The 20,303-nt window shown below is 51.1% G+C and carries 22 protein-coding genes and 3 tRNA genes; 21 read left to right on the forward strand and 4 right to left on the reverse strand.

What is annotated here, in order from left to right:
- The first annotated feature begins 27 nt into the window (after nt 1-27).
- The 8 genes from NSS79_RS06460 (at nt 28) to NSS79_RS06495 (ending at nt 6,266) form a co-directional block, all read left to right on the forward strand.
- The gene (locus tag NSS79_RS06460; RefSeq protein ID WP_076111272.1) at nt 28-933 is read left to right on the forward strand and encodes a branched-chain amino acid ABC transporter permease; all 906 of its coding nucleotides are present in this window, start codon (nt 28-30) and stop codon (nt 931-933) included.
- 18 nt (nt 934-951) lie between these two features.
- On the forward strand, nt 952-1,914 hold the full coding sequence (locus NSS79_RS06465) for a branched-chain amino acid ABC transporter permease (protein WP_341119839.1): 963 nt from the start codon (nt 952-954) through the stop codon (nt 1,912-1,914).
- Entirely contained in the window at nt 1,883-2,665 is a 783-nt protein-coding gene (locus NSS79_RS06470) for an ABC transporter ATP-binding protein (protein ID WP_038587007.1), read from the forward strand. The genes NSS79_RS06465 and NSS79_RS06470 overlap by 32 nt, the downstream gene beginning before the upstream one ends.
- 5 nt (nt 2,666-2,670) lie before the next feature.
- On the forward strand, nt 2,671-3,372 hold the full coding sequence (locus NSS79_RS06475; RefSeq protein WP_038598786.1) for an ABC transporter ATP-binding protein: 702 nt from the start codon (nt 2,671-2,673) through the stop codon (nt 3,370-3,372).
- A gap of 73 nt (nt 3,373-3,445) precedes the next feature.
- The gene (locus NSS79_RS06480) at nt 3,446-4,645 is read left to right on the forward strand and encodes an ABC transporter substrate-binding protein (protein WP_342438725.1); all 1,200 of its coding nucleotides are present in this window, start codon (nt 3,446-3,448) and stop codon (nt 4,643-4,645) included.
- 159 nt (nt 4,646-4,804) lie between these two features.
- Entirely contained in the window at nt 4,805-5,935 is a 1,131-nt protein-coding gene (ald, locus tag NSS79_RS06485) for an alanine dehydrogenase (protein ID WP_342438726.1), read from the forward strand.
- A 171-nt stretch (nt 5,936-6,106) separates the two neighbouring features.
- Nucleotides 6,107-6,178 (forward strand) — tRNA-Glu (locus tag NSS79_RS06490).
- A 5-nt stretch (nt 6,179-6,183) separates the two neighbouring features.
- Nucleotides 6,184-6,266 (forward strand) — tRNA-Leu (locus NSS79_RS06495).
- 91 nt (nt 6,267-6,357) lie between these two features.
- Here NSS79_RS06495 and NSS79_RS06500 read toward each other — a convergent pair.
- Nucleotides 6,358-6,993: a PAS domain-containing protein gene (locus NSS79_RS06500; protein ID WP_342438727.1), complete on the reverse strand. Its 636-nt coding sequence runs from the start codon at nt 6,991-6,993 to the stop codon at nt 6,358-6,360.
- Nucleotides 6,994-7,029: 36 nt separating this feature from the next.
- A complete protein-coding gene (locus NSS79_RS06505) occupies nt 7,030-7,227 on the reverse strand; it encodes a transcriptional regulator (RefSeq protein ID WP_038587016.1) in 198 nt (65 codons plus the stop codon).
- 143 nt (nt 7,228-7,370) lie between these two features.
- Here NSS79_RS06505 and NSS79_RS06510 point away from each other — a divergent pair, with 143 nt between their 5' ends.
- The 3 genes from NSS79_RS06510 to NSS79_RS06520 all read left to right on the forward strand — a co-directional run bounded on the left by NSS79_RS06510 (nt 7,371) and on the right by NSS79_RS06520 (nt 8,934).
- On the forward strand, nt 7,371-7,736 hold the full coding sequence (locus NSS79_RS06510) for a helix-turn-helix transcriptional regulator (RefSeq protein ID WP_038587018.1): 366 nt from the start codon (nt 7,371-7,373) through the stop codon (nt 7,734-7,736).
- 83 nt (nt 7,737-7,819) lie between these two features.
- Nucleotides 7,820-7,902 (forward strand) — tRNA-Leu (locus NSS79_RS06515).
- Between the two features lie 90 nt (nt 7,903-7,992).
- Entirely contained in the window at nt 7,993-8,934 is a 942-nt protein-coding gene (locus tag NSS79_RS06520) for a polysaccharide deacetylase family protein (protein WP_342438728.1), read from the forward strand.
- Nucleotides 8,935-9,289: 355 nt separating this feature from the next.
- On the opposite strand, the gene NSS79_RS06525 is transcribed toward NSS79_RS06520, so the two are convergent.
- The gene (locus tag NSS79_RS06525) at nt 9,290-9,769 is read right to left on the reverse strand and encodes a glutathione peroxidase (protein WP_038587026.1); all 480 of its coding nucleotides are present in this window, start codon (nt 9,767-9,769) and stop codon (nt 9,290-9,292) included.
- 172 nt (nt 9,770-9,941) lie between these two features.
- On the opposite strand from NSS79_RS06525, the gene NSS79_RS06530 reads away from it, so the two are divergent.
- The 3 genes from NSS79_RS06530 (at nt 9,942) to NSS79_RS06540 (ending at nt 11,338) form a co-directional block, all read left to right on the forward strand.
- A complete protein-coding gene (locus tag NSS79_RS06530; protein WP_038587029.1) occupies nt 9,942-10,361 on the forward strand; it encodes an organic hydroperoxide resistance protein in 420 nt (139 codons plus the stop codon).
- A gap of 192 nt (nt 10,362-10,553) precedes the next feature.
- Nucleotides 10,554-10,832: a hypothetical protein gene (locus tag NSS79_RS06535; protein ID WP_038587032.1), complete on the forward strand. Its 279-nt coding sequence runs from the start codon at nt 10,554-10,556 to the stop codon at nt 10,830-10,832.
- 86 nt (nt 10,833-10,918) lie between these two features.
- Nucleotides 10,919-11,338, forward strand: coding sequence for a thiol-disulfide oxidoreductase DCC family protein (locus NSS79_RS06540; protein WP_342438729.1), 420 nt, complete (start codon nt 10,919-10,921; stop codon nt 11,336-11,338).
- Between the two features lie 106 nt (nt 11,339-11,444).
- Here the strand turns inward: NSS79_RS06540 and NSS79_RS06545 are convergent, their stop codons facing one another.
- On the reverse strand, nt 11,445-12,632 hold the full coding sequence (locus NSS79_RS06545; protein WP_342438730.1) for a copper amine oxidase N-terminal domain-containing protein: 1,188 nt from the start codon (nt 12,630-12,632) through the stop codon (nt 11,445-11,447).
- A gap of 313 nt (nt 12,633-12,945) precedes the next feature.
- Here NSS79_RS06545 and NSS79_RS06550 point away from each other — a divergent pair, with 313 nt between their 5' ends.
- The 7 genes from NSS79_RS06550 to NSS79_RS06580 all read left to right on the forward strand — a co-directional run bounded on the left by NSS79_RS06550 (nt 12,946) and on the right by NSS79_RS06580 (nt 20,290).
- The gene (locus NSS79_RS06550; RefSeq protein WP_342438731.1) at nt 12,946-14,118 is read left to right on the forward strand and encodes a hypothetical protein; all 1,173 of its coding nucleotides are present in this window, start codon (nt 12,946-12,948) and stop codon (nt 14,116-14,118) included.
- A complete protein-coding gene (locus NSS79_RS06555) occupies nt 14,111-15,376 on the forward strand; it encodes a CpaF family protein (protein ID WP_342438732.1) in 1,266 nt (421 codons plus the stop codon). The genes NSS79_RS06550 and NSS79_RS06555 overlap by 8 nt, the downstream gene beginning before the upstream one ends.
- A gap of 101 nt (nt 15,377-15,477) precedes the next feature.
- The gene (locus NSS79_RS06560) at nt 15,478-16,218 is read left to right on the forward strand and encodes a type II secretion system F family protein (protein WP_342440311.1); all 741 of its coding nucleotides are present in this window, start codon (nt 15,478-15,480) and stop codon (nt 16,216-16,218) included.
- 13 nt (nt 16,219-16,231) lie between these two features.
- A complete protein-coding gene (locus NSS79_RS06565) occupies nt 16,232-17,104 on the forward strand; it encodes a type II secretion system F family protein (RefSeq protein ID WP_342438733.1) in 873 nt (290 codons plus the stop codon).
- A gap of 13 nt (nt 17,105-17,117) precedes the next feature.
- Entirely contained in the window at nt 17,118-17,309 is a 192-nt protein-coding gene (locus NSS79_RS06570) for a Flp1 family type IVb pilin (RefSeq protein WP_038587051.1), read from the forward strand.
- Nucleotides 17,306-17,968, forward strand: coding sequence for a TadE family protein (locus tag NSS79_RS06575; RefSeq protein WP_342438734.1), 663 nt, complete (start codon nt 17,306-17,308; stop codon nt 17,966-17,968). Before NSS79_RS06570 ends, NSS79_RS06575 begins: the two co-directional genes overlap by 4 nt.
- Nucleotides 17,969-18,034: 66 nt before the next feature.
- Nucleotides 18,035-20,290, forward strand: a complete 2,256-nt coding sequence (locus tag NSS79_RS06580; protein ID WP_342438735.1) for a hypothetical protein — start codon at nt 18,035-18,037, stop codon at nt 20,288-20,290.
- The last annotated feature ends 13 nt before the right edge of the window (nt 20,291-20,303 follow it).

The following is a 20,303-nucleotide window of genomic DNA, read 5'->3' on the forward strand; positions in this document are numbered from 1 at the left end:
GATTATTATGGAGAGAAGGGGATGGCGATGGAGTACTTCATTCAGCAGTTAATTAACGGTATTTCCGTAGGCAGTATTTACGCTCTAATCGCCCTTGGTTACACCATGGTGTACGGAATTATTAAGCTGATCAACTTTGCGCATGGGGATGTGTTTATGGTCGGTTCGTTTATCGGACTGTACAGCGCAAAATATTTGGCGAACGCAGGGCTCCCTCCTGTGCTTGTGTTGATCTTGTCGCTTATAATTTCGATGACCATCAGCGCACTGCTGGGCATCACGATTGAACGCTTCGCCTACAAGCCGCTGCGCAAATCGACCCGGATTGCCGCACTTATTACGGCCATTGGCGTATCGTTCCTGCTGGAATACACCGGAGTGCTTATTCTCGGGCCTCAGGCGAAAGGCTTCCCGGACATAATGGACAAGAAACAGTACCAGTTGTTCGGCACATCCATTCAAGTGGAATCCAATCAAGTCATGATTCTTCTAACAACTATAATTCTAATGATTCTCTTGCAATATATCGTACGTTACACCAAAACCGGTAAAGCGATGCGGGCGGTATCGTTCGATGTGGAGGCGGCCCGTTTGATGGGGATCAACGTAGACCGCACCATCTCGGCAACCTTTGCTATCGGTTCGGCGCTGGCTGCTGCTGGGGGAGTGATTTTCGGTATGACTTACAACTCCGTCGATCCGCTGATGGGCGTTATGCCGGGGCTTAAAGCTTTTGTAGCCGCAGTGCTTGGAGGCATTGGAAGTATTCCCGGGGCGCTTGTTGGCGGCTTACTGCTGGGAACGGTAGAGACGGAGATTTCTTCGCTCGGATTTTCCTCCTGGCGTGATGGAGTGGCTTTTGCAGTATTGATCCTGATCCTTATCTTTAAACCATCCGGGCTGTTCGGCAAGAATGTCCGGGAGAAAGTGTAGGAGGGAACCGGCGTGAAGATGATAAGCAAAAAGTTCTGGATGGGCATTATTGTTGCCCTGGCGTTTTATGGAGTCGTTCAAGTTCTTCTAACAACGGGAATATTCAGTGATGTTACAAGGTCGATGCTTCTCTTGATCGGTGTCAACATCATGCTGGCGGTATCGCTTAACCTCATTACCGGGATTACCGGACAATTCTCCATCGGTCATGCAGGCTTTATGTCTGTAGGTGCGTATACTTCGGCGATTCTGACACTGGATTATAACGTTCCATTTGTTCCGGCGATTATTGCCGGCGGTTTGCTCGCTGCCGTGTTTGGGGTCCTGATCGGAATGCCTACACTCCGGCTGAATGGTGACTATCTGGCCATCGCCACACTGGGGTTCGGCGAGATTATCCGGATCATCATGCTGAACACGGAATTCGTCGGCGGCGCATCCGGGCTCAGCGGCATCCCGGCCAAAACGACCTGGACCCTGCTATTTCTCTTTACCTTAATTACAGTGGTTGTGATCAATAACTTTATAAGATCCACACATGGCCGGGCCTGCCTTGCCATCCGCGAGAATGAAATCGCCGCAGAGGCGATGGGGATTAACACGACGCGCTATAAGATTATTGCTTTTACAATCGGTGCATTGTTCGCCGGTATAGCGGGTGGATTGTCTGCGCATACGTTCTACGTGATTACTCCGGGCAGCTTTAACTTTCTGAAATCGTTCGAGATTATCGTTATGGTTGTTCTCGGGGGACTCGGCAGTACAGCCGGCTCCATTGTGGGGGCTGTCTTCGTTACCTTGCTCTACACCTATCTGCGTGAATTCCCGGAATGGCGGATGATTATTTATTCGATCGTTCTGATCCTGATGATGATATTCCGTCCAAGCGGGCTGCTGGGTACGACGAAATTTTCATTCGGGAAGCTTGGCAAAAAGGAGGTGAAGGCAGATGACAGCATCACAGGCAGCAGTGCTTCTTGATGTTAAAGAGGCCAGCCGTTCCTTTGGAGGGCTTAAGGCGCTCAGCGAAGTTTCTCTTCACATTAACAAAGGTGAACTGATCGGTCTGATTGGGCCGAATGGTGCCGGCAAAACGACGCTGTTCAACCTGTTAACCGGCGTATACCCGCCCTCTACAGGCAGCATTCTTCTTAACAATGAGTCCATTGGCGGGATGAAGCCCTACAAGATCAACCATAAGGGCGCTGCGCGCACCTTCCAGAATATCCGGCTGTTTACGGCCATGACAGTATTGGAGAATGTCAAAATCGCCTTTCACCAGCATGCCAGACATTCCTTGTTCACCTCCATGCTGCGGCTGCCGAAGCATTTCAAGGGAGAGGACGAAATTACACGGAAGGCGATGGATATTCTCAAAATATTCAATCTCGCGGACCAGAGTGAAGAGGTTGCCAGCAATCTCAGCTATGGTAACCAGCGGCGTCTGGAAATTGCACGGGCGCTGGCGGCCGGGCCGAAGCTGCTGCTGCTGGATGAACCGGCAGCGGGTATGAACCCGAACGAGACGCGGGACTTAATGAATCTGATCGCCTGGATCCGCGAGGAATTTGACCTCACCATTCTGTTGATCGAGCATGATATGTCGCTTGTTATGGGCGTCTGCAACCGGATTTATGTCTTGGATCGCGGGATACTGATTGCTGATGGAACTCCGGCGGAGATTCGGAATAATCCCAAGGTTATCGAAGCGTATTTGGGACAGGAGGCGTAATGGCAATGCTTAAAGTACAGGGGATCAATGTTTATTATGGAGCCATTCATGCTCTGAAGGACCTTAGCATCCATGTCGAGCAAGGGGAAATTGTAACACTGATCGGAGCCAATGGTGCAGGCAAATCAACGCTCCTGAAGACTCTGTCAGGTCTGCTTAAACCCAAGACAGGCAGCATTGAATTTCTGGATAAATCAATAACCAGCCAGAGTGTTCAGGCGATCGTCAAGCAGGGCCTGATCCATTGTCCTGAAGGACGCCGCGTGTTCGCCAATATGTCTGTTGAAGAGAACCTTGAGCTTGGCGCTTACCTGCAGGAATCCGGAAGTCTGGCGGCTGATTTCGAGAAGGTGTACGACATCTTTCCGAGGCTCCGGGAACGCAAGAAGCAGCAGGCAGGTACTTTGTCCGGTGGCGAACAGCAGATGCTTGCCATGGGGCGGGCCATTATGGGGCATCCCCAGCTGCTGCTGCTGGATGAGCCGTCCATGGGGCTTGCACCACTGCTGGTACAGGATATTTTCAAGATTATTAAAGATGTGAACGAAGCCGGAACTACCGTGCTGCTGGTGGAGCAAAATGCGCATCAGGCGCTCAAAATCGCCCACCGCGCCTACGTGCTGGAAACGGGCAGGGTTGTTCTTGAGGGGGATGCCAAGGAATTGGCGGATTCCGAAGAAATCAAAATGGCCTATCTCGGGCACTAAGAGGTTAGCCTCACTAAGAGCATCTAGAAACAACATATATACAATTCTATTATCCGGGAGGCTGGGAGAAACTATGAAGAAAATCGGGGCCATTATTTTGTCAACAGTACTGATTGCAGTATTGGCATCGGGCTGCGGCAACGACAACACAGAGAACAGCGGAAACTCTGCAAGCGGCGGTAATTCTGGCGGGGACACTATCAAAATCGGCGCGAACCTTGAGCTCACGGGCGGCCAGGCCTCTTTCGGCGATTCCGTATCCAAAGGCGCGAAGCTGGCGGTACAGCAGATCAATGACGCAGGCGGCATACTCGGCAAGAAACTGGAATTAATCGTAGCCGATAACGCCTCGAAATCCGAGGAAGCCACGCAAGCCGCGCAAAAACTGATTACCAATGATAAGGTTGTTACCATCATCGGCGCTTCGACCTCGACCAACACGCTGGGGATCGTCCCGGTGGCTACCGAGAAGAAAATACCGCTGGTATCCGTTGGTGCCACCAACCCTAAAGTGACGGTGGATGAGCGCAGTGGCAAAGTGAACGAATGGGTGTTCCGCACTGCCTTTATCGATCCTTTCCAAGGAGAAGTTATGGCTAACTTTGCTGTAGATTCGCTGAAAGCCAAAACAGCTGTAATTTACACAGACACGTCGAGTGACTATTCCAAAGGTCTGCAAAAGTTCTTTGAAGAAACCTTTAAGGAAAAAGGCGGAGAGGTGCTGAGCCAGGAATCCTATCAGCAAAAAGACTCCGACTTCAAAGCCGTGCTGACACGGATCAAAGAGCAAAACCCGGATGTAATCTATCTGCCGGGCTACTATGAAGAAGTCGGCAAAATCGTAAAGCAAGCCCGCGAGATGGGCATTACAGTTCCCTTCCTCGGCGGCGACGGCTGGGATTCTCCGCAACTCGCTGAAATCGCCGGCAAAGCGGCTCTGGACAATACTTATATGTCCAACCACTACTCACCGGAAGATACCGCTACTGAAGTTACATCCTTCGTTGATGCCTACAAAGCTGCCAACGGGGGCGCAGTACCGGACGGGATGGCCGCTCTTGGTTTTGATTCCCTGAAGCTGGTTGCTGACGCCATTACCCGTGCAGGTGAGGCCGATCCTGCCAAGATTAAAGATGCTTTGGCAGCGACCAAAGATCTGCAGCTGGCTACCGGTAAAATCACGCTCAACGAAACGCATGACCCTGTTAAGGCAGCTGTCGTTCTGAAATTTGTTGACGGCACACAAACTTTCGAAACAAAGGTAAATCCGTAAGAGGTTCAAATGCATACAATAACGGGTAGGAACGATTAAGAACCGCAATCAAATTTGTTTATCATCGGGGTGTCCAGTGCGCCCCGAATCACCTTAGCTGTGAAGAGAAGGGCTCAACATTGGGCCTTTCTTTTCGCATAACATTAAGGAGGAGAATAAATGATTGTCGGAGTACCCAAAGAGATCAAAAATAATGAGAACCGTGTAGCGATTACTCCAGCCGGAGTGGAGGCGCTCCGCAAAGCAGGTCATGAGGTGTTGGTCGAGCAATCGGCAGGCGCGGGCAGCGGATTCACGGACAGTGAATATCTGGAGAAGGGTGCAGAGGTGCTGGACGCTGCGGCCGGGGTCTGGAGCAAAGCAGCGATGATCATTAAAGTGAAGGAACCGCTGCCGGAAGAGTATGGCTACTTTCGCAAGGGGCTAATCCTGTTCACGTATCTGCACCTCGCTCCTGAGGCCGGCCTTACCCAAGCGCTTATGGAGAGTGGAGTAACTGCGGTCGGCTACGAGACGATACAGCTTGAAGACGGTTCATTGCCGCTGCTTATCCCGATGAGCGAGGTAGCAGGACGGATGGCTGTACAGATTGGCGCCCGGCTGCTGGAGAAGCCGCATGGCGGCAGAGGTATCTTGCTTAGCGGAGTTCCGGGCGTGCAGGCCGGTGAAGTGGTCATCATTGGCGGAGGGATCGTCGGCACAAATGCGGCGAGGATTGCGCTGGGAATGGGGGCACGCGTGACGGTGCTTGATTTAAATGCCAGTCGGCTTCGTGAGCTGGATGATATTTTTGACGGGCGAGTGGCTACCCTTATGTCTGATTCTTATCACATTGAACAAGCTGTACGCAAAGCCGACCTGTTGATCGGTGCAGTGCTTATACCGGGTGCCCGTGCACCGAAGCTGGTAAAAGAGTACATGGTGCGGCAAATGGCAGAAGGTTCTGTAATTGTAGATGTGGCGATTGACCAAGGGGGTTCGATTGAGACAATCGACCGAGTGACTACTCATGAGCGCCCAACCTATGTAAAGTTTGGTGTTGTGCACTATGCTGTGGCCAACATGCCGGGCGCAGTAGCCCGGACTTCAACGCTAGCGCTGACCAATGTAACCATTCCTTATGCCCTGCAAATTGCCAATTTGGGCATTCATGGAGCAGGGGTGAAGAACGCGGCGCTTGCCCGCGGACTTAATGTCGTGGCCGGACAGGTGACCAATTTGGCTGTTGCACAAAGTCTGGGATATGAGGCGGCGGATGGGCTGGAGGTACTGGCTGCTCAAGGGGTGTGACGGGCATAGATAAGTTGGAGGGTCTCTGCGGGAAGGCGGAGATTTAGCGGGGATGAACGGCTGATTGCTGCAGCTGTGAATGTCCGTTATTTTTTTGAGAAAAGTTCTTGTCAAATCCCCCTGGGTTTGATATACTCATTTTTGTTGTGACAAAGACAACTTATCAATCATGGCCCGTTGGTCAAGGGGTTAAGACACCTCCCTTTCACGGAGGTAACATGGGTTCGAATCCCATACGGGTCATATATGCGGTAGTGGTGGAATGGCAGACACGCTATCTTGAGGGGGTAGTGGGTGTATACCCGTGGAGGTTCGAGTCCTCTCTACCGCATACGATGTTTAGAAGAGAAAGTCCTTGATATTCAAGGGCTTTTTTCTTTGCATTCACAGGTTGTGGATTTCTGGTACTTGGACAGGAGAAATCACCATTTCAAGGCTCCGGCGTATTTCGGGTACAGCTCACGGATGCAATCCGGACAAATATCATGGGTGAATTGCAAAGACAGCTGCTGCAGCAGGAAACGTTCAATGGTCACCCACTCCTCGCTGCTGTTGCGGATAGATTTGCAGGAGGCGCAGATAGGAACAAGAGGTTGAGGGTTCTTCTGGTGCAAACGCAACGGCTGGATCGTTCGGACAGGCTGAACAGGCTGACTTGTGACAACAGGGCCAACATCCTGCAGAGAGAGAATGATAGCCTGGTTTGCAGCCGGATTCTCATGGATAAGCGGAAAGGCATTTACACGGAATCTTTTGCTGCCTTTGGCCGCAGTCTGTAGAATAAACTCGGAACTGGATATTAAAGACTCGCCGCGAAGGATGTGATGCAGCGCCTCCTTAAGTGCAGTGATCTGGGAAGGGGTGGACATCGATTGTTCGAATAACTCCAGAGCATCAGCGCCAGTCCAATCGGCATGCGGGGAGAGTCCATAATGGTTGTTGTATTCCTTCCAGGAGTCGTTGGTGAACAGGATGATCCCCTGGCTGTCGATAACCAGTGCATTATGCGGCAGAGCATTAAGGGAACGGATGAGGGAAGTGGATATGCTGAATGGCAAAGGTTATCTCTCCTTGATAGATTGCAGGATGGAAAGCTAGGATGGGGGCAGGTTAAGGAGCTCTGCGACTTGGCGCCTGTAGCGCTCGGCCCTGCGGGTACCGTGAATCAGATTGGATAGGCGATAAGGCGGAATTCCGTACAGCTCGCAGAATTTCTTCTGATCCATGTGCATTTCCGTCAGCCGCTGTTTGATTGCCCAGCCAAAAGGAGTAACAGGACGTTTGCTGTTCAAAACACTTCACCTCTTATCGACTATCCAGTCGTGTGATATAATGAATGGGAATAATAATAGTTAATTATATACTTTTTTACGTCATTTTACAATAAAAAATACGTAAATAAGTATATTTAAATAGTGCGGAAGGCGGATTGCTGATGGCGTCGATATACGAGCGGATAGAATATTTGATCAAACAAAAAGGACTGACAAAAAAGTCCTTCTGCGAACAGTTGAATATCAGTACCGGCAACATGGGGGATTGGAAGCGGGGCAAGTCGACGCCCGGAACACATAAGCTGATCGAGATCGGTGCTTTTTTTCATGTGAGTCTGGATTGGCTGATTCTGGGCAAAACTACAACGGAGATTCTTCGCGAAGGCGGGGAGGATTATTTTTCTGGCCAAATACGGCAACTGAATTGCCAAAGTGAGGAATTGCTGCAGAAGGAGCAAGAATTTATTAAGGAATATATCGAGTTTGCCCGATACCGCAGGCTTAAAGAAAATGACGAAAATTCTTAAAGTGGTGTCTTTACATTTTGCTGAAATGGATTTATAATATTGAATGTTGGCCTCAAACAATGCTTTAACGTTATACTCACCGCGCGGTAGTGGTGGAATGGCAGACACGCTATCTTGAGGGGGTAGTGGGTGTATACCCGTGGAGGTTCGAGTCCTCTCTACCGCATACTTGAAGAAACCTGAAATCCCTTGTTGCTCAAGGGATTTCAGGTTTTTTTGTTTTGTTTTATAGACTGACCCAATGGAGGGAAAAAGAGTGCCGAATAAAATTCACAACACTAATGAGCGGTTCCTGATCGTTACCGCCGACGATTTCGGAATGTGCCATTCCATGAATGAGGCTATTATGAACCTGTACCAAGCAGATGCAATCAATTCCAGCATGATTATGATGCCGGGGCCCTGGGCGAAAGAGGCTGCTGAGTATGCCAAAAATCATCACAATGTTAATGTGGGAATTCATCTTACGCTTACTTCGAGTCTCCCGGCCTATAAGTGGGGCCCGGTTACCAGGAGTTCCAGGATACAGTCGTTAATTACTGCAGAGGGATATTTTTGGGAACATGCAGCTCATGTGGAAGAGCGGGCTACTGCTGAAGCCATCCGAACTGAAATCCGAAGTCAGATCGAGATGGCTCTAACGCTGGGGATTGAACCGACACACTTGGACAGTCATGAGGGCAGTTTATTGGGATTGTCGAGAGGCCGGGATTTTCTGGAGATCGTATTTGATCTGTGCCAGGAGTACCGGCTGCCTTTTAAGCTGCCTGTTAATATAGTAAATCAATCATTTCTGGATTTAGAGACGAGGGAATTAATGACGGAGAGGATTGAATCGGCGCGGAAAAGAGGGATTTTGTTAATTGATGACTTGATTAATCTTCCCTATCACTTGGAGCAGGGGGAGGACTATGACATTGCTAAGGTTAAAATGATGGAAGCTATAAAAGGTGTGGGAGGAGGGATAACAGAAGTTGTCATCCATCCTGCGCTGAATACTTATGAAATGCGGGCAATTACTCCACACTGGAAGAAAAGGGAGATCGAGTACCTGTTATTTATGGATGAGGATATTCACAGATTACTGCAAACCGAAAAGATTCAGCTCACTTCATGGAAAGACATACGCGATAGACAACGTCAGGCCAGTGGCGGTGACACGACGGGAAACCCGGATTACAAAGGTTGCCGTTCGTAGGATGCAAACGGCGGATCGCCGCTATTTTTCCACCACAGGTACACACAGATGGGCCTCGAATCTTTCGTCATCAGGTCCTGACTTCTCTGTATAGTTGGCTGATCTCCTCATTCAGATGATCTTCGATATAATCGAAAACCCGCTTCAAAACATCCTGCTTCATAGCCAACCTGCTTTCCGGGGAATTAAACGGTGATATGTTTCAAGCATCGAGTGCTATATTCTCTGTATACCATAATTAGGGAGGATGGAAATGACAATTAGCATAATGATTGTGGTATAGCGAACACAAAGATACTCTTCACAGGAGCCGCGGGCCTTTGTGAAGAGTATCTTTTCATATTATAGGGGAGGATTAGTCCAGCAGTTTGGCAATATCGGCTTCGATCTGGTCCGGAGTAGTTTGTGGTGCAAACCGCTTCAGGACACGGCCTTCCTGATCGACCAGGAACTTGGTGAAATTCCACTTGACGCTCTTAGAGCCCAGGACGCCCGGCGCTTCCTTGGACAGGTATTTGAATAACGGATGCGCTTCGTCGCCCTTCACGTCAACCTTCTCGTACATCGGAAAGGTTACTCCGTAATTGATTTCGCAGAATTCGGCGATGTCTTCGCTTTCACCCGGCTCCTGTCCGGCAAACTGGTTGCTCGGAAAACCAAGCACCTCAAAACCACGGTCCTTGAATTTATCGTACACTTCTTGGAGACCCTTATATTGCGGGGTGAATCCGCATTTGCTGGCTGTGTTCACGACAAGCAGCACCTTACCTTTGTACTTGGACAGGGATTCTTCTTCCCCGCGCAGCGTGTTGGCTTCGAAATCATAAATACTCATGAATAACGCCTCCCGAACTTTGATTTATCACAATTTAATTTTACACTATTTATCGTAAGAAGCAACCCGTCAGAATTGTGACAACATTGTATATTCGTTTCAAAATATCTCTGTTGTTTAAATGTAGGGTATGCGGCGGTACAAATACATTTTGATAAAGGAGCAGATACAGATGAAAGCATTATATACGGCTACAGCAACGGTTCACGGCGGACGGGAGGGCTCTGTGAAGTCCTCGGATGGTGTACTTGAACATGATTTGAAAATGCCAAAGGAGCTTGGCGGCCCCGGGGGTTCCGGCACGAATCCTGAGCAGTTGTTCGCGGCAGGCTACGGTGCCTGCTATGAAAGTGCCTTGGCCAATATCGCCCGTAAAGAGGGCGTTAAGCTGCAGGATGTGGAGGTCACCGCCAACGTATCGATCGGCAAGGATGACAGCGACGGCGGCTTCAGACTGGCTGTAAGAATGGATGTGAAGCTGCCCGGCATTGACCGTGCGCAGGCGGAGGATTTGGCAGAGAAGGCTCATGCGTTCTGTCCGTATTCCAAAGCTACGCGGGGGAACATCGAAGTTGAACTGAATGTGTTGTAACGAGCAGTCGGTATTTAGAAGGATTTCTGGAAATAATGGCTAAATAGAGACGGTGAGGCAGGAAACAGCCGGGAATAGCGGTCTAAAGGGCGGCTTTGGTTGACATCACCCCTAAAATTCTTTAATATGTCTAAGTATCTGTTATGCACGTGTGCTACTAAGTACCAAAAATATAAATAATGGGTGATGAAGATGTCTTACAGACCGCATATTACGAATGTGACCAAAGCCAGCAGCAATGATAAGGAAGGATTGTACGAGTTCATTATCAAGCTTGCTGACGGAACGGAGTGCCGCGCGTTCTATCATCGGTTTCCGGAATGGAAAATGACGAACATCAGCCGCCTGCTTAAGACACCATGTCCGGTTTGCCGCAAAGATTTCATCTGCAAATGTATGGAATCCTTCACTGCTGATTTCGAAGGGCAAATGCTCGGCGACGAGTGGATCGACAAGGCTATTGCTGAATAATTAAATGGACGGATGATGAGGCGCGGGAGCTATCCCGCGTTTTTGTTTATTTCCGGGGAGATACTATGAAGAGGGGGTGCGGCAAGATGGAGGAAGAGCAAAACAAGACGGGCGGTAAGTCTATTGTGCTGATCGACGGCGTATGCCATCTTTGTCAGGGGCTGGTGCGGTTTATTATTCCGCGCGATCTCAAGGCCAGATTTCTGTTCGCCCCCTTGCAGAGTGAGACAGCAGGCAGAATGCTGAGTGCAGGCGGGCTTGGATCAGACCCGCTGAATACGGTCGTGCTGGTGGAGAACGGGACCTGCTATACAGAGTCGGCTGCAGTGCTGCGGATCGCCCGTGGCTTGCGTTTTCCATGGCCTGCCGCATATATCTTCATACTTGTGCCGCGGCCTCTGAGAGATGCCCTGTACAGGCTTGTGGCAAGGAACCGGTACCGCTGGTTTGGGCGTGACGAGCAATGTCTGCTTCCCACACCGGAAATCCGCAAGAGATTTCTGTAAGGTGCACAAGCCGATATGTATAACCCAAAAAAAGCAGCAGGTGGCTATGTCACCTTGCTGCTTTTTGGGCTGGCTTAACCCCCTATTCGGTTTGGGAATAGAGGATTTATTGATTAAGGGCTGTCGTCGTGAGGATATAGGTTTGCGTAAGTTTCCATTTGCCGTCTGCCGTTTTTTTCAGTATATTGACCGATACGGCCCGGTTGTCCTGAAACTCCGGACCTTTTACTTTCTTGGACGTCTGCACTGTGTATACCGCCGCAGTGTCCCCGGTATAATCAATAATTTTAGAAGAGTCAAGCGTAATGGCTAAATCATAGGCTTTAAACATTTGCATATAAAGTTCTTTACTTTGCTCGTATGCAGGGGAGGTTTCGTCAATGGTGGATAATGCCCCATCCAGATCCTCTTTGTTGGAGTAATCCACATTGGCCTGAACCACAGCTTTAATTTGGTCTTCATCTGTTTTGGGTACAGTGATCTTAGCCTCCAGCACATCTGCCGGAAGAATGTACTGTAGCGCAGCGATTTGGATACCGCTGATTTGCCAAGCAGAACCGGCGGCTTTTCTGGTGAGGGAGTATACATACTCCGCTTGGCTATCCAGCATGAAGGGACCGTTTACTTTCTCGGAGGTTTCAATCGTGTGTACGGTTGCTTCATTCCCTTTGGAATCTATAATTTCCATCTGGAGGACGGTAGTCTTGGCATCAAAATTCTCGTACTGCTCTTTGATTTCTGGGCCGATCCCTGCCAGTGGGGATTCCGGATCAATAAGGTTCATGAACCCGTCATAATTCTCTGTATTAGAATACGTCACATATTTATCAAATAATGCGGAGATTCCCTTGACATCAGCGGTATTCTCCTTGCTTGTAATTGCAACAGTTCTGGAAGCTGCTTTCCACTCCACACTGTTTCCGGTGGCTTCGCTTACAAAGCGCAGAGGAACATAAGTGACTTTGTCTTTTGTTTTTGGTGCGGAGGCCAGCTGTTTAACGGTTCCGTTTATAGTTGCTTTTTTGCTTCCAATCTGCAGCTTGATGCTGAGACCTTCCTTGGTGGCTGTGATCGTGTTACTTTTGGCATCCCAGACCAGCTTCATACCGAGCTTTTCAAAAATGGGCCGCATAGGGATGAGCACGGAATTGCCCTCCTGAATCGGGGCGGCGGTGGTCAAATTAAGCTTCTGCTGGTCAACGAGTACAGTGATAGGTTTGGTTGCTGCGGCTGCTGACAAGCTGATGGATCCGGATAAGACGAGGGCTGCGAGTAAACTGGGCACTAATTTCATGTTGAATGATCTCCTTTAGTTGTAATCTGGCCGTGCTGAAAGCGGACTGGCTAATAGTATAGGGCAGTGGAATGATCCGGTAAATATCCAACTCAGGATATGGTGCGGGCTCAGGAATTGGAGTATAGAAGAGGTTTTCGTAAAAAAGATATTGCCGCTCTACTGCATATATGCTACTATAGCTGTAAATTAAAGGATAGTAACGGAAGCACCGTTCAATGACCGTATACCACGGTTATTGGCGGTGCTTTTTTTGCTGTCTTTTTTGTTGTTTTTTTTAAAAGGTAAGCATTACAGGAAGGAGAGTGGTTTCATGGCGGCGAGGATCGTACTGGCAGTTCGTGAGAGTCAATACATTGAGCCGTTGCTGCATTACTTGCATCACAGTGAGTATGGGGAGATGCTGCGGATCACAGCTTTCAGCCGGCTGGATACCTTTATGGAATTCATGAAGGGAGAAGAGCTGCCGGACGCCGTTGTAGGCGATCCCATTTTCGTTGAGGCCTGGCTGGTGGAAGGCAAAAATACAGTTCCTTGGGGTGTTCTAAGCGAGGCCGGGAAGTATTCCGGCAGCAATACGGGGAGTCTGGCCGGGGGCATGGTGATTGAGAAATATCAGTCACTGCCCTCACTTCTGGAGTCTATCCTCCGTATAGGTGATGTGAAACGGATGAGGACAGCTTCGGCTGCCAAGGAGGAGACGCTGCTGCTCGGGATAGTTTCAGCCAGCGGCAGCAGCGGCAAAACAACGATTGCGCTCAATTTGGCCAAGCAGCTTGGCGGGATCGGGCTGTCTGTATTTTATCTGAACCTGGAAAGTGTGGACAGCAGCGGGTTGTTCCTGCGGATGCCTCCGGGTAATGCTTCCGGCCTGGAACTTCTGTTGTATGAGCTCAAGGCAAGCGGCAGCGAAGGAAGCAAGGGGAATGCAGGCAAGCCTGAACTCGGGAGATACGCCGTAAGACATGACAGCCTCCGCTGTGACGCCTTCAGACCGATCGGTAATTTCAAGGAAATGCTGCAGATGACCCGGCAGGATACGCTGGATTTATTGGAGCTGCTGGCCGGCGATGCTGGCTATGATGTTGTGATTGTAGATACAGGCAGCATTGAGGAAGAGCGGGCCCAGGCAGTACTGCAGCGGTGCGGCATTCTGCTATGGGCGCTGAAAAGTGACGAGGCAAGTATGTATAAGACGCTCAGGTGGCTGGAGCATTGCGGAGATCCGCATTCCGGTCTGCCGCCGGAGGTGCCGGGCAAGAGCAGGTTTGTGATGAATTTTGCCGGGGATTCAGCCGCGGGCCGGCCAGGGCGGGAAGAACTCAGAATAGATGGTGCGCTTCCTTTTATCCCTTCCTGGGCACTTCAGCATCATGTGGAGCTCTGCTTGAATTCTCCGCAGTTTACGGCTGGGGTGCAGCTGCTCTGCACCGGTATCATTGAGCCGGCGCTGCCGCGGGTATTCACCGGGGGCTTACATGAATGAAGCCATGTTCAGGAAGCTGCGCAGCGACATACGCGCAGGGCTTGATGTCACTTCGGCTGTCGGAAACCGTGAGCTTAACAGCTATATTGAACGAACCATTCTGGAGATGGACAGCCTGCGTTATTTAACTGCCCAGGAAAAGCATGAACTGGTAAAAAAGCTGTTCGATTCCTTCCGGGGGCTGGATGTGTTGCAGCCGCTGGTGGATAACCCGAATATCACCGAGATTATGATCAACAGTCATGAGGAGATATTTATTGAAGAGGAAGGGCAGATCCGCCGCCTGCCGCTGGCTTTCGAATCCAGGAGCAGACTGGAGGATATTATCCAGACCGTAGTTTCCGGTGTGAACCGGGTGGTTAACGATTCCACCCCGATTGTGGATGCGCGGCTGAAGGATGGTTCCCGCGTCAATATCGTACTGCCGCCAGTATCCTTGAAAGGGCCGGCGATGACGATCCGCAAATTTCCGGAAACGCCGATGTCGATGAGCGAGCTGGTGCATCGTGGGGCGCTGAGCGGAGAAGCGGCGGAGCTGCTGCAGATTCTGGTAGCTGCCGGATACAACATCTTTATAAGCGGCGGCACGGGCTCCGGCAAGACCACCTTTCTGAATGCTTTGTCTCAATTTATTCCGCCGCAGGAGCGGGTGATCACGATTGAGGACTCTGCCGAGCTGCAGATTGTCACCGTGCCGAATCTGGTCTCGCTGGAGACCCGCAACGCTAACACAGAAGGCCGCGGGGAGATCACGATCCGCGACCTGATCCGCTCCTCCCTGCGGATGCGCCCGAACCGTATCGTGGTCGGCGAGGTGCGGGGGGCCGAGTGTCTGGATATGCTGCAGGCGATGAACACGGGCCACTCTGGTTCGCTCTCAACTGGACATTCCAACAGCGCACAGGATATGGTCAGCCGTCTGGAGACGATGGTGCTCAGTGCAGCTGATTTGCCGGTATCAGTGGTCCGCCAGCAAATCGGCTCTGCGATTGATATCTTTGTCCATCTCTCCAGGCTGCGGGACCGCTCGCGGCGGGTGATGGAAATCTCTGAGGTCATCGGGCTGCGGGATGGGGAGGTGGCGCTGAATCCGTTATATGCGTTTCAAGAAACGGGGGAACGTGAGGGCAGAGTAGAGGGGGGCCTGGTTCCTTGCGGGAATCCTCTGCTGCATTCCAGCAAGCTGAAGATGGCCGGGGTACAAAGTTATCCGTTATCGCAATACAGTAAGGGAACTGAGAAGGAGGTGGTCTTCTGATTCATTTGGGGAAGAAGCCGTCTTCGCCGGGCAAACGGAGGGGGTCCTCCGCAGAGAAGGGAGGGACGTCTGCGGAGGCTGAAGCCGGGGGCAATCCGCAGCTGCCGGATTATACCGTCTATGTGTTGACGCCTTTGTCTAGAATGCTGGCTATGCTGGCAGGCGGGCTCCTGCTGTTCGGCATCGGGTACCTGTTCTACCATAACCTGTTGCTGTCTTTGCTGCTTGTGCCGGGGGGAGCTTATACACCACGGCTGTTGCGTGAATACCTGCGGCAGCGCCGCCGGTCTGCGCTTAACCTGCAATTCAAGCAGACCTTATTTTCGCTCTCTTCTTCGCTGTCCGCCGGACGTTCCGTAGAGAATGCGTTTCGCGAGGCCGTGCAGGATCTGCGGATGCTTGACCCGGAAGGGGGCAGCGATATGATCTTTGAGCTGAATATTATATGTGCCCGGATGGAGTATGGCCAACCTGTGGAAGAAGCGCTGCAGGATTTCAGCAGACGGGCAGGCATGGAGGATGTGGAACGGTTCGCTGATGTATTCTCTGTCTGCAAGCGGACAGGGGGCGACCTTGTGGAGATTGTGCGCCGCACCTCCACAATCATCGGGGAGAAGCTGGATATCCAGCAGGACATTGCCGTCAGCATCGCCCAGAAGAAATTCGAGGCGAAGGCGCTGCTGGCTTCCCCGCTTGCCATGGTGTTGTTCATGAGCCTGACCGCCGGAGATTATATGCAGCCAATGTATACAGGTGCCGGAATTGCAATTTCCACACTGGCGCTGGGCGGGCTGTTTCTGTGTTATCTCTGGACCTCCAAGATTATGGATATCCCGCTGTGAAGGAGGTGAAAGAATGATTTGGCTGTGCGGTTCGGCCGTTCTGATGTTAGGGCTGGGATGGATATTCCTGCGCCTGAAATGCGGCAGCCGTTATGCCGGGCTTCGCGGTCTGCCTATGGACGGGCTGCGGCTGCGCGGATTGGGCGAGCCCTTCCTGCTGCTGATTGAGCGATGGGGAATAGGCAGTCATATTCCTTCGGTGATGTTCCGGATTCAGCGATCCTTGCAGCGCAGTTACGGCATGCGCTACAGCTCAGAACGGACGCTGCTCTTTATGGGGGAGATGTTCAGCTACAGCTGGCTGCTGCTTATCGGTGGAAGCGCGCTGACCCTGTTCAGCGGCGAGAAGGCGGGAATTCTCCTGGGGGCTGGTCTGGCAGTTATTCTACCCGTTGCACTGGTCAGTGATTTGCACAAGAAGGTAAGGCTGCGGGAGCAGAATATTATGCTGGAGCTGCCCGAGCTGCTGAACAGTATTGTCCTGCTGGTCGGCGCCGGGGAGAATGTGCAGCGGGCGATTATCCGCTGCGTGGAGAGCCGGAAGGGAGATTACAGCCATCCGCTCTATAAAGAGCTGTCAATTATGACTGGGGAGTGGGAGAGCGGCTACTCCTTTCAGCAGGCGTTTGAGAATTTCAGCAAACGCTGCGCCGTACAGGAGGTATCGCTATTTACAACCACGGTGCTGCTGAATTACCGCAGAGGCGGAGCCGACTTTGTCTTGTCGCTGCGCGATCTTTCGCGGATGCTCTGGGAGAAGCGGAAGGCGATCAGCCGGACGCGGGGGGAGCAGGCTTCTTCGAAGCTGGTGTTCCCGATGGTGGTTATCTTTTTAATTGTAATCATTCTGGTGGGTACACCGGCATTTATGATGATGAAAATGTAGGAGGATGAGACGAATGATGACATTCATAACAGAAGGCGCTAAGAACTTGTGGAAGGACGAGGAAGGGCTGGGCACGCTGGAGATGATCCTGATTATCGCTGTACTGATCGCTGTAGTTTTGGTGTTCCGTAAGGAGATTGTCAAAGTGGTAGAAGACTTGATCAGCACTGCAGGAAGCAAGAGCCAGGAAGTATTCGAATCATGAAACTGGAGGATGACGAAGGCAGCTTTACTATCGAAGCTTCACTTTTGCTGCCTATCATCATGTGTATTACGATGCTGCTGCTATTCTTCTGCCTGTACAGTTACCAGAAGTCAATGCTGCTGCAGGTCGCTTCCGCTGCCACTGAACGTGCGGCCTACAATTGGGACAACAGCCATAAAGAGACAGAAGGATCATTTGTTATTGGCGAGTATGACTCGCTGTATTGGCGGATCGGCGAGGATGGAATGCTAGCTTCTTTATTCGGGCTTAGCGCCGGGAACGGCGGGGCTTCTGTTACACTGCCGAATGCTGCCGAGGGTACTGGCACCTTGCCTGTAATTAAGCTTCAGCAATCTTCCGGCATAGTTCCGGCAAATCTAAGTGGCCAGATGAATTATACCTACAGTTTAACCGGCCGGAAGATCAGTGCGGAATTGAAGCAAATGCTGAATCTGCCCGTGCTGGATGAGATGCTGGCGGACGAGGCCAACCCTCAAGTGAATGCCCAGTCTGTTGTTTCTGAGCCTGTTGAGTTTATCCGAACAGTAGATCTGATGCGTTATTATGGTGCGAAGTTCAAGGGAGGCACGGAGAGTGGCAATACCGGAACAAGCATGGAAAAGAAAGACGCATCCCAGATGCTGAAGAAGCTGCGCTGATCTGGTTTGTTTGTAAGTGCTGTGAAGGAGAGTTCGGAACCCCAAAGAGACCAAGGAGGGGCGCGGATGAGGAGTAGAAAAGGTACGGCCTGCAGTCCAAGAAAAGCGTTCAATTCGTGGCGAAAGAAAGGAACAGAGGGATCGGTTTCTATTTTCCTGATTATGATACTGGCCTTCGTGTTCCTGTTCACTGCTGTGCTGATAGATTATGCACGGATTGCCGCCGTTAATGTGCAGCAGGAACGTTTGGCGAGAGCCGCAGTCCGTTCGGTAATGTCTTCTTATGATATTCAGCTGCGCGAGAGCTATGGCCTGTTCGCCTTTGGCGGCAGTGACGGCAATCAGCTGCTGTCCGGGGTGCTGAACGACAATCTATACGAGAGCGGGCGGGGGGATGCTTTTAATTTATTGCCCTTAGGACTGGATTCTTCGGTCTTGAATTGGAGTCGCCCTCTTGGAAGCTATGATGTTTTTCAAAGGCAGATTGCTGAGGAGATGAAATATAAAGCACCGATCGATTTTGCCCTGGAGCTGGCCGGCAAGTTTAAGCCGCTCTCGGCGGCTATGGGTGAGGCTTCACGCTCAACCAAATTATTCGGCAAGCTGCAACCCTTGTATGATGAACGCGAGGCTGCACTGGATCTTATGATGGAGCGGCGAAAGCAGGCTGCGGAAAGCGTAAGATCCCTTCAAGAACTGATTATGAATCCGCCGGGAGACCATATTGAGTACCGTTTTCTGGGGGAGATCACTTCTGCGGCTGACATTGCAGCGATGTATGACGATTATGTCGGCAAATACTATGCGGATTTTTACCGTGAAGAGGATGAATATTCCAGATACAGCAGTCAGATCAGCGAGTATTTAAGACAAACTACGGATTTTCTTCCGAGGATTCCGTCAGCACTGACTCTTTTTCGTACGGAGCATACCCGTCTTATCGCTGATGCCGGGAATGCGCTGCAAAGAGTCAGGGAGCTGAATGAAGAGATGAGGTACATACTTGAACAGTCCAGAACTAACGGGGCGGGGAGTGCCGAAGATAGTGCGCGGAATTGGGACATACCGGGAAGTGCCGGTGAACTGAGTGCAGAGCCGCTAAAAAAAATGCGGGAGCAGGAGGATTCGCTTATTCTCGCACCGGCAGAGATCAGCGCCATGGAGCATGACTTAAATATTCAGGAAACTGCCTCTCAGACAGCGGAGCAGGCAGCTTCCGGATTGCCTGGCGCATTGAGTGGAGCCACGGGGCTGGATGCGGATTTTGGCAGTATGAATATGGCAGTTTTGAACGCTTTACAGGCCGTCAGCAGTTACCTCCAGAACTATGGTGAACATGGAGATATCATTGCTGCTGAAGCCGGGAAGATTGAAGCCCACCGAACTTCGGACAGAGAGCGCAAGCAAATCGAACGGCAGGCAAAAGCCAAGCTGAACGATGCTATGAAGCTGTTGGATCAGATTCGTCAGCTTGGCGACAGCGCCGGAGCAGCACGGGAACGTTATCAGACGCTGAGCCAATATTATCAGGACAACATTCAGCTGAACAGTGGATCGGACCAGGAAGCCTCGAATGCGCAGAACACATCGGATCCTTATGCAGCCGGAAGTTCTTCAATGGCAAAGACAGATGATATTTATGCCGCGATGGGCAGCATTATGGAGGGTGCCAGAGACCGGCTATTCCGAACAGAATATTCTGCAATGTATTTTCCGCATTTCGATCTTTCAAAGTTGACTCCGGTAGCTTCCGGCTCCGCAGGTGACGCTGCACTGCCGCTTGCGGACCAGCTTGATCCCCATGCCCAGGAGCTTGAATATATTCTCTACGGCTTCCATAACCCTGCGGGTAATGTGGCGGCAGCGTACGGTGAGATCTTTGCGCTGCGGCTAGCCATCCGCACTATGGAGGGCTTTATAGAAAGTTCCCGTCTCGGCAATCCGCTGGCGATTCTAGCTGCAGCGCTGCTGTACGGAATCGAGCAGGCTGTTCAGGATATGCTGCTGCTATGCAGGGCAGGGGAAATCCCGCTGTCCAAATACATGCCTGCAAAGCTGTCCTACCGTGATTATTTGCGGTTGTTCATGCTCCTGCATGGAGGGGGCGATGTGCAGCTCTCCCGCATGCTCGCTTTGATCCGGCTGAACACCGGAATTAATCCGGCCGAGAAATTCACCTATGCCTCGGCGGAGATTAAGATGGCGATGCCGCTTTGGTTTTTGCCGGGCGTAGTGAAGCTGGTGGACTACAGCGCCGGTCTTCCCGGGGATGTTCAGGGCAGATTGTATTACAGAGGGGTAAAGGCTGATTTTTCATATTAGCGGGAGGTTGCAG

Source organism: Paenibacillus sp. FSL L8-0436, assembly GCF_038593025.1.
Taxonomy (GTDB): Bacteria; Bacillota; Bacilli; order Paenibacillales; family Paenibacillaceae; genus Paenibacillus_AQ.

Coding starts and splice junctions, on each gene's coding strand:
- NSS79_RS06460 (WP_076111272.1), top strand. CDS start 28: ATGGAGTACTTCATTCAGCAGTTAATTAACGGTATTTCCGTAGGCAGT.
- NSS79_RS06465 (WP_341119839.1), top strand. CDS start 952: ATGATAAGCAAAAAGTTCTGGATGGGCATTATTGTTGCCCTGGCGTTT.
- NSS79_RS06470 (WP_038587007.1), top strand. CDS start 1,883: ATGACAGCATCACAGGCAGCAGTGCTTCTTGATGTTAAAGAGGCCAGC.
- NSS79_RS06475 (WP_038598786.1), top strand. CDS start 2,671: ATGCTTAAAGTACAGGGGATCAATGTTTATTATGGAGCCATTCATGCT.
- NSS79_RS06480 (WP_342438725.1), top strand. CDS start 3,446: ATGAAGAAAATCGGGGCCATTATTTTGTCAACAGTACTGATTGCAGTA.
- ald (WP_342438726.1), top strand. CDS start 4,805: ATGATTGTCGGAGTACCCAAAGAGATCAAAAATAATGAGAACCGTGTA.
- NSS79_RS06510 (WP_038587018.1), top strand. CDS start 7,371: ATGGCGTCGATATACGAGCGGATAGAATATTTGATCAAACAAAAAGGA.
- NSS79_RS06525 (WP_038587026.1), bottom strand. CDS start 9,769: ATGAGTATTTATGATTTCGAAGCCAACACGCTGCGCGGGGAAGAAGAA.
- NSS79_RS06530 (WP_038587029.1), top strand. CDS start 9,942: ATGAAAGCATTATATACGGCTACAGCAACGGTTCACGGCGGACGGGAG.
- NSS79_RS06535 (WP_038587032.1), top strand. CDS start 10,554: ATGTCTTACAGACCGCATATTACGAATGTGACCAAAGCCAGCAGCAAT.
- NSS79_RS06540 (WP_342438729.1), top strand. CDS start 10,919: ATGGAGGAAGAGCAAAACAAGACGGGCGGTAAGTCTATTGTGCTGATC.
- NSS79_RS06545 (WP_342438730.1), bottom strand. CDS start 12,632: ATGAAATTAGTGCCCAGTTTACTCGCAGCCCTCGTCTTATCCGGATCC.
- NSS79_RS06550 (WP_342438731.1), top strand. CDS start 12,946: ATGGCGGCGAGGATCGTACTGGCAGTTCGTGAGAGTCAATACATTGAG.
- NSS79_RS06555 (WP_342438732.1), top strand. CDS start 14,111: ATGAATGAAGCCATGTTCAGGAAGCTGCGCAGCGACATACGCGCAGGG.
- NSS79_RS06565 (WP_342438733.1), top strand. CDS start 16,232: ATGATTTGGCTGTGCGGTTCGGCCGTTCTGATGTTAGGGCTGGGATGG.
- NSS79_RS06570 (WP_038587051.1), top strand. CDS start 17,118: ATGATGACATTCATAACAGAAGGCGCTAAGAACTTGTGGAAGGACGAG.
- NSS79_RS06575 (WP_342438734.1), top strand. CDS start 17,306: ATGAAACTGGAGGATGACGAAGGCAGCTTTACTATCGAAGCTTCACTT.
- NSS79_RS06580 (WP_342438735.1), top strand. CDS start 18,035: ATGAGGAGTAGAAAAGGTACGGCCTGCAGTCCAAGAAAAGCGTTCAAT.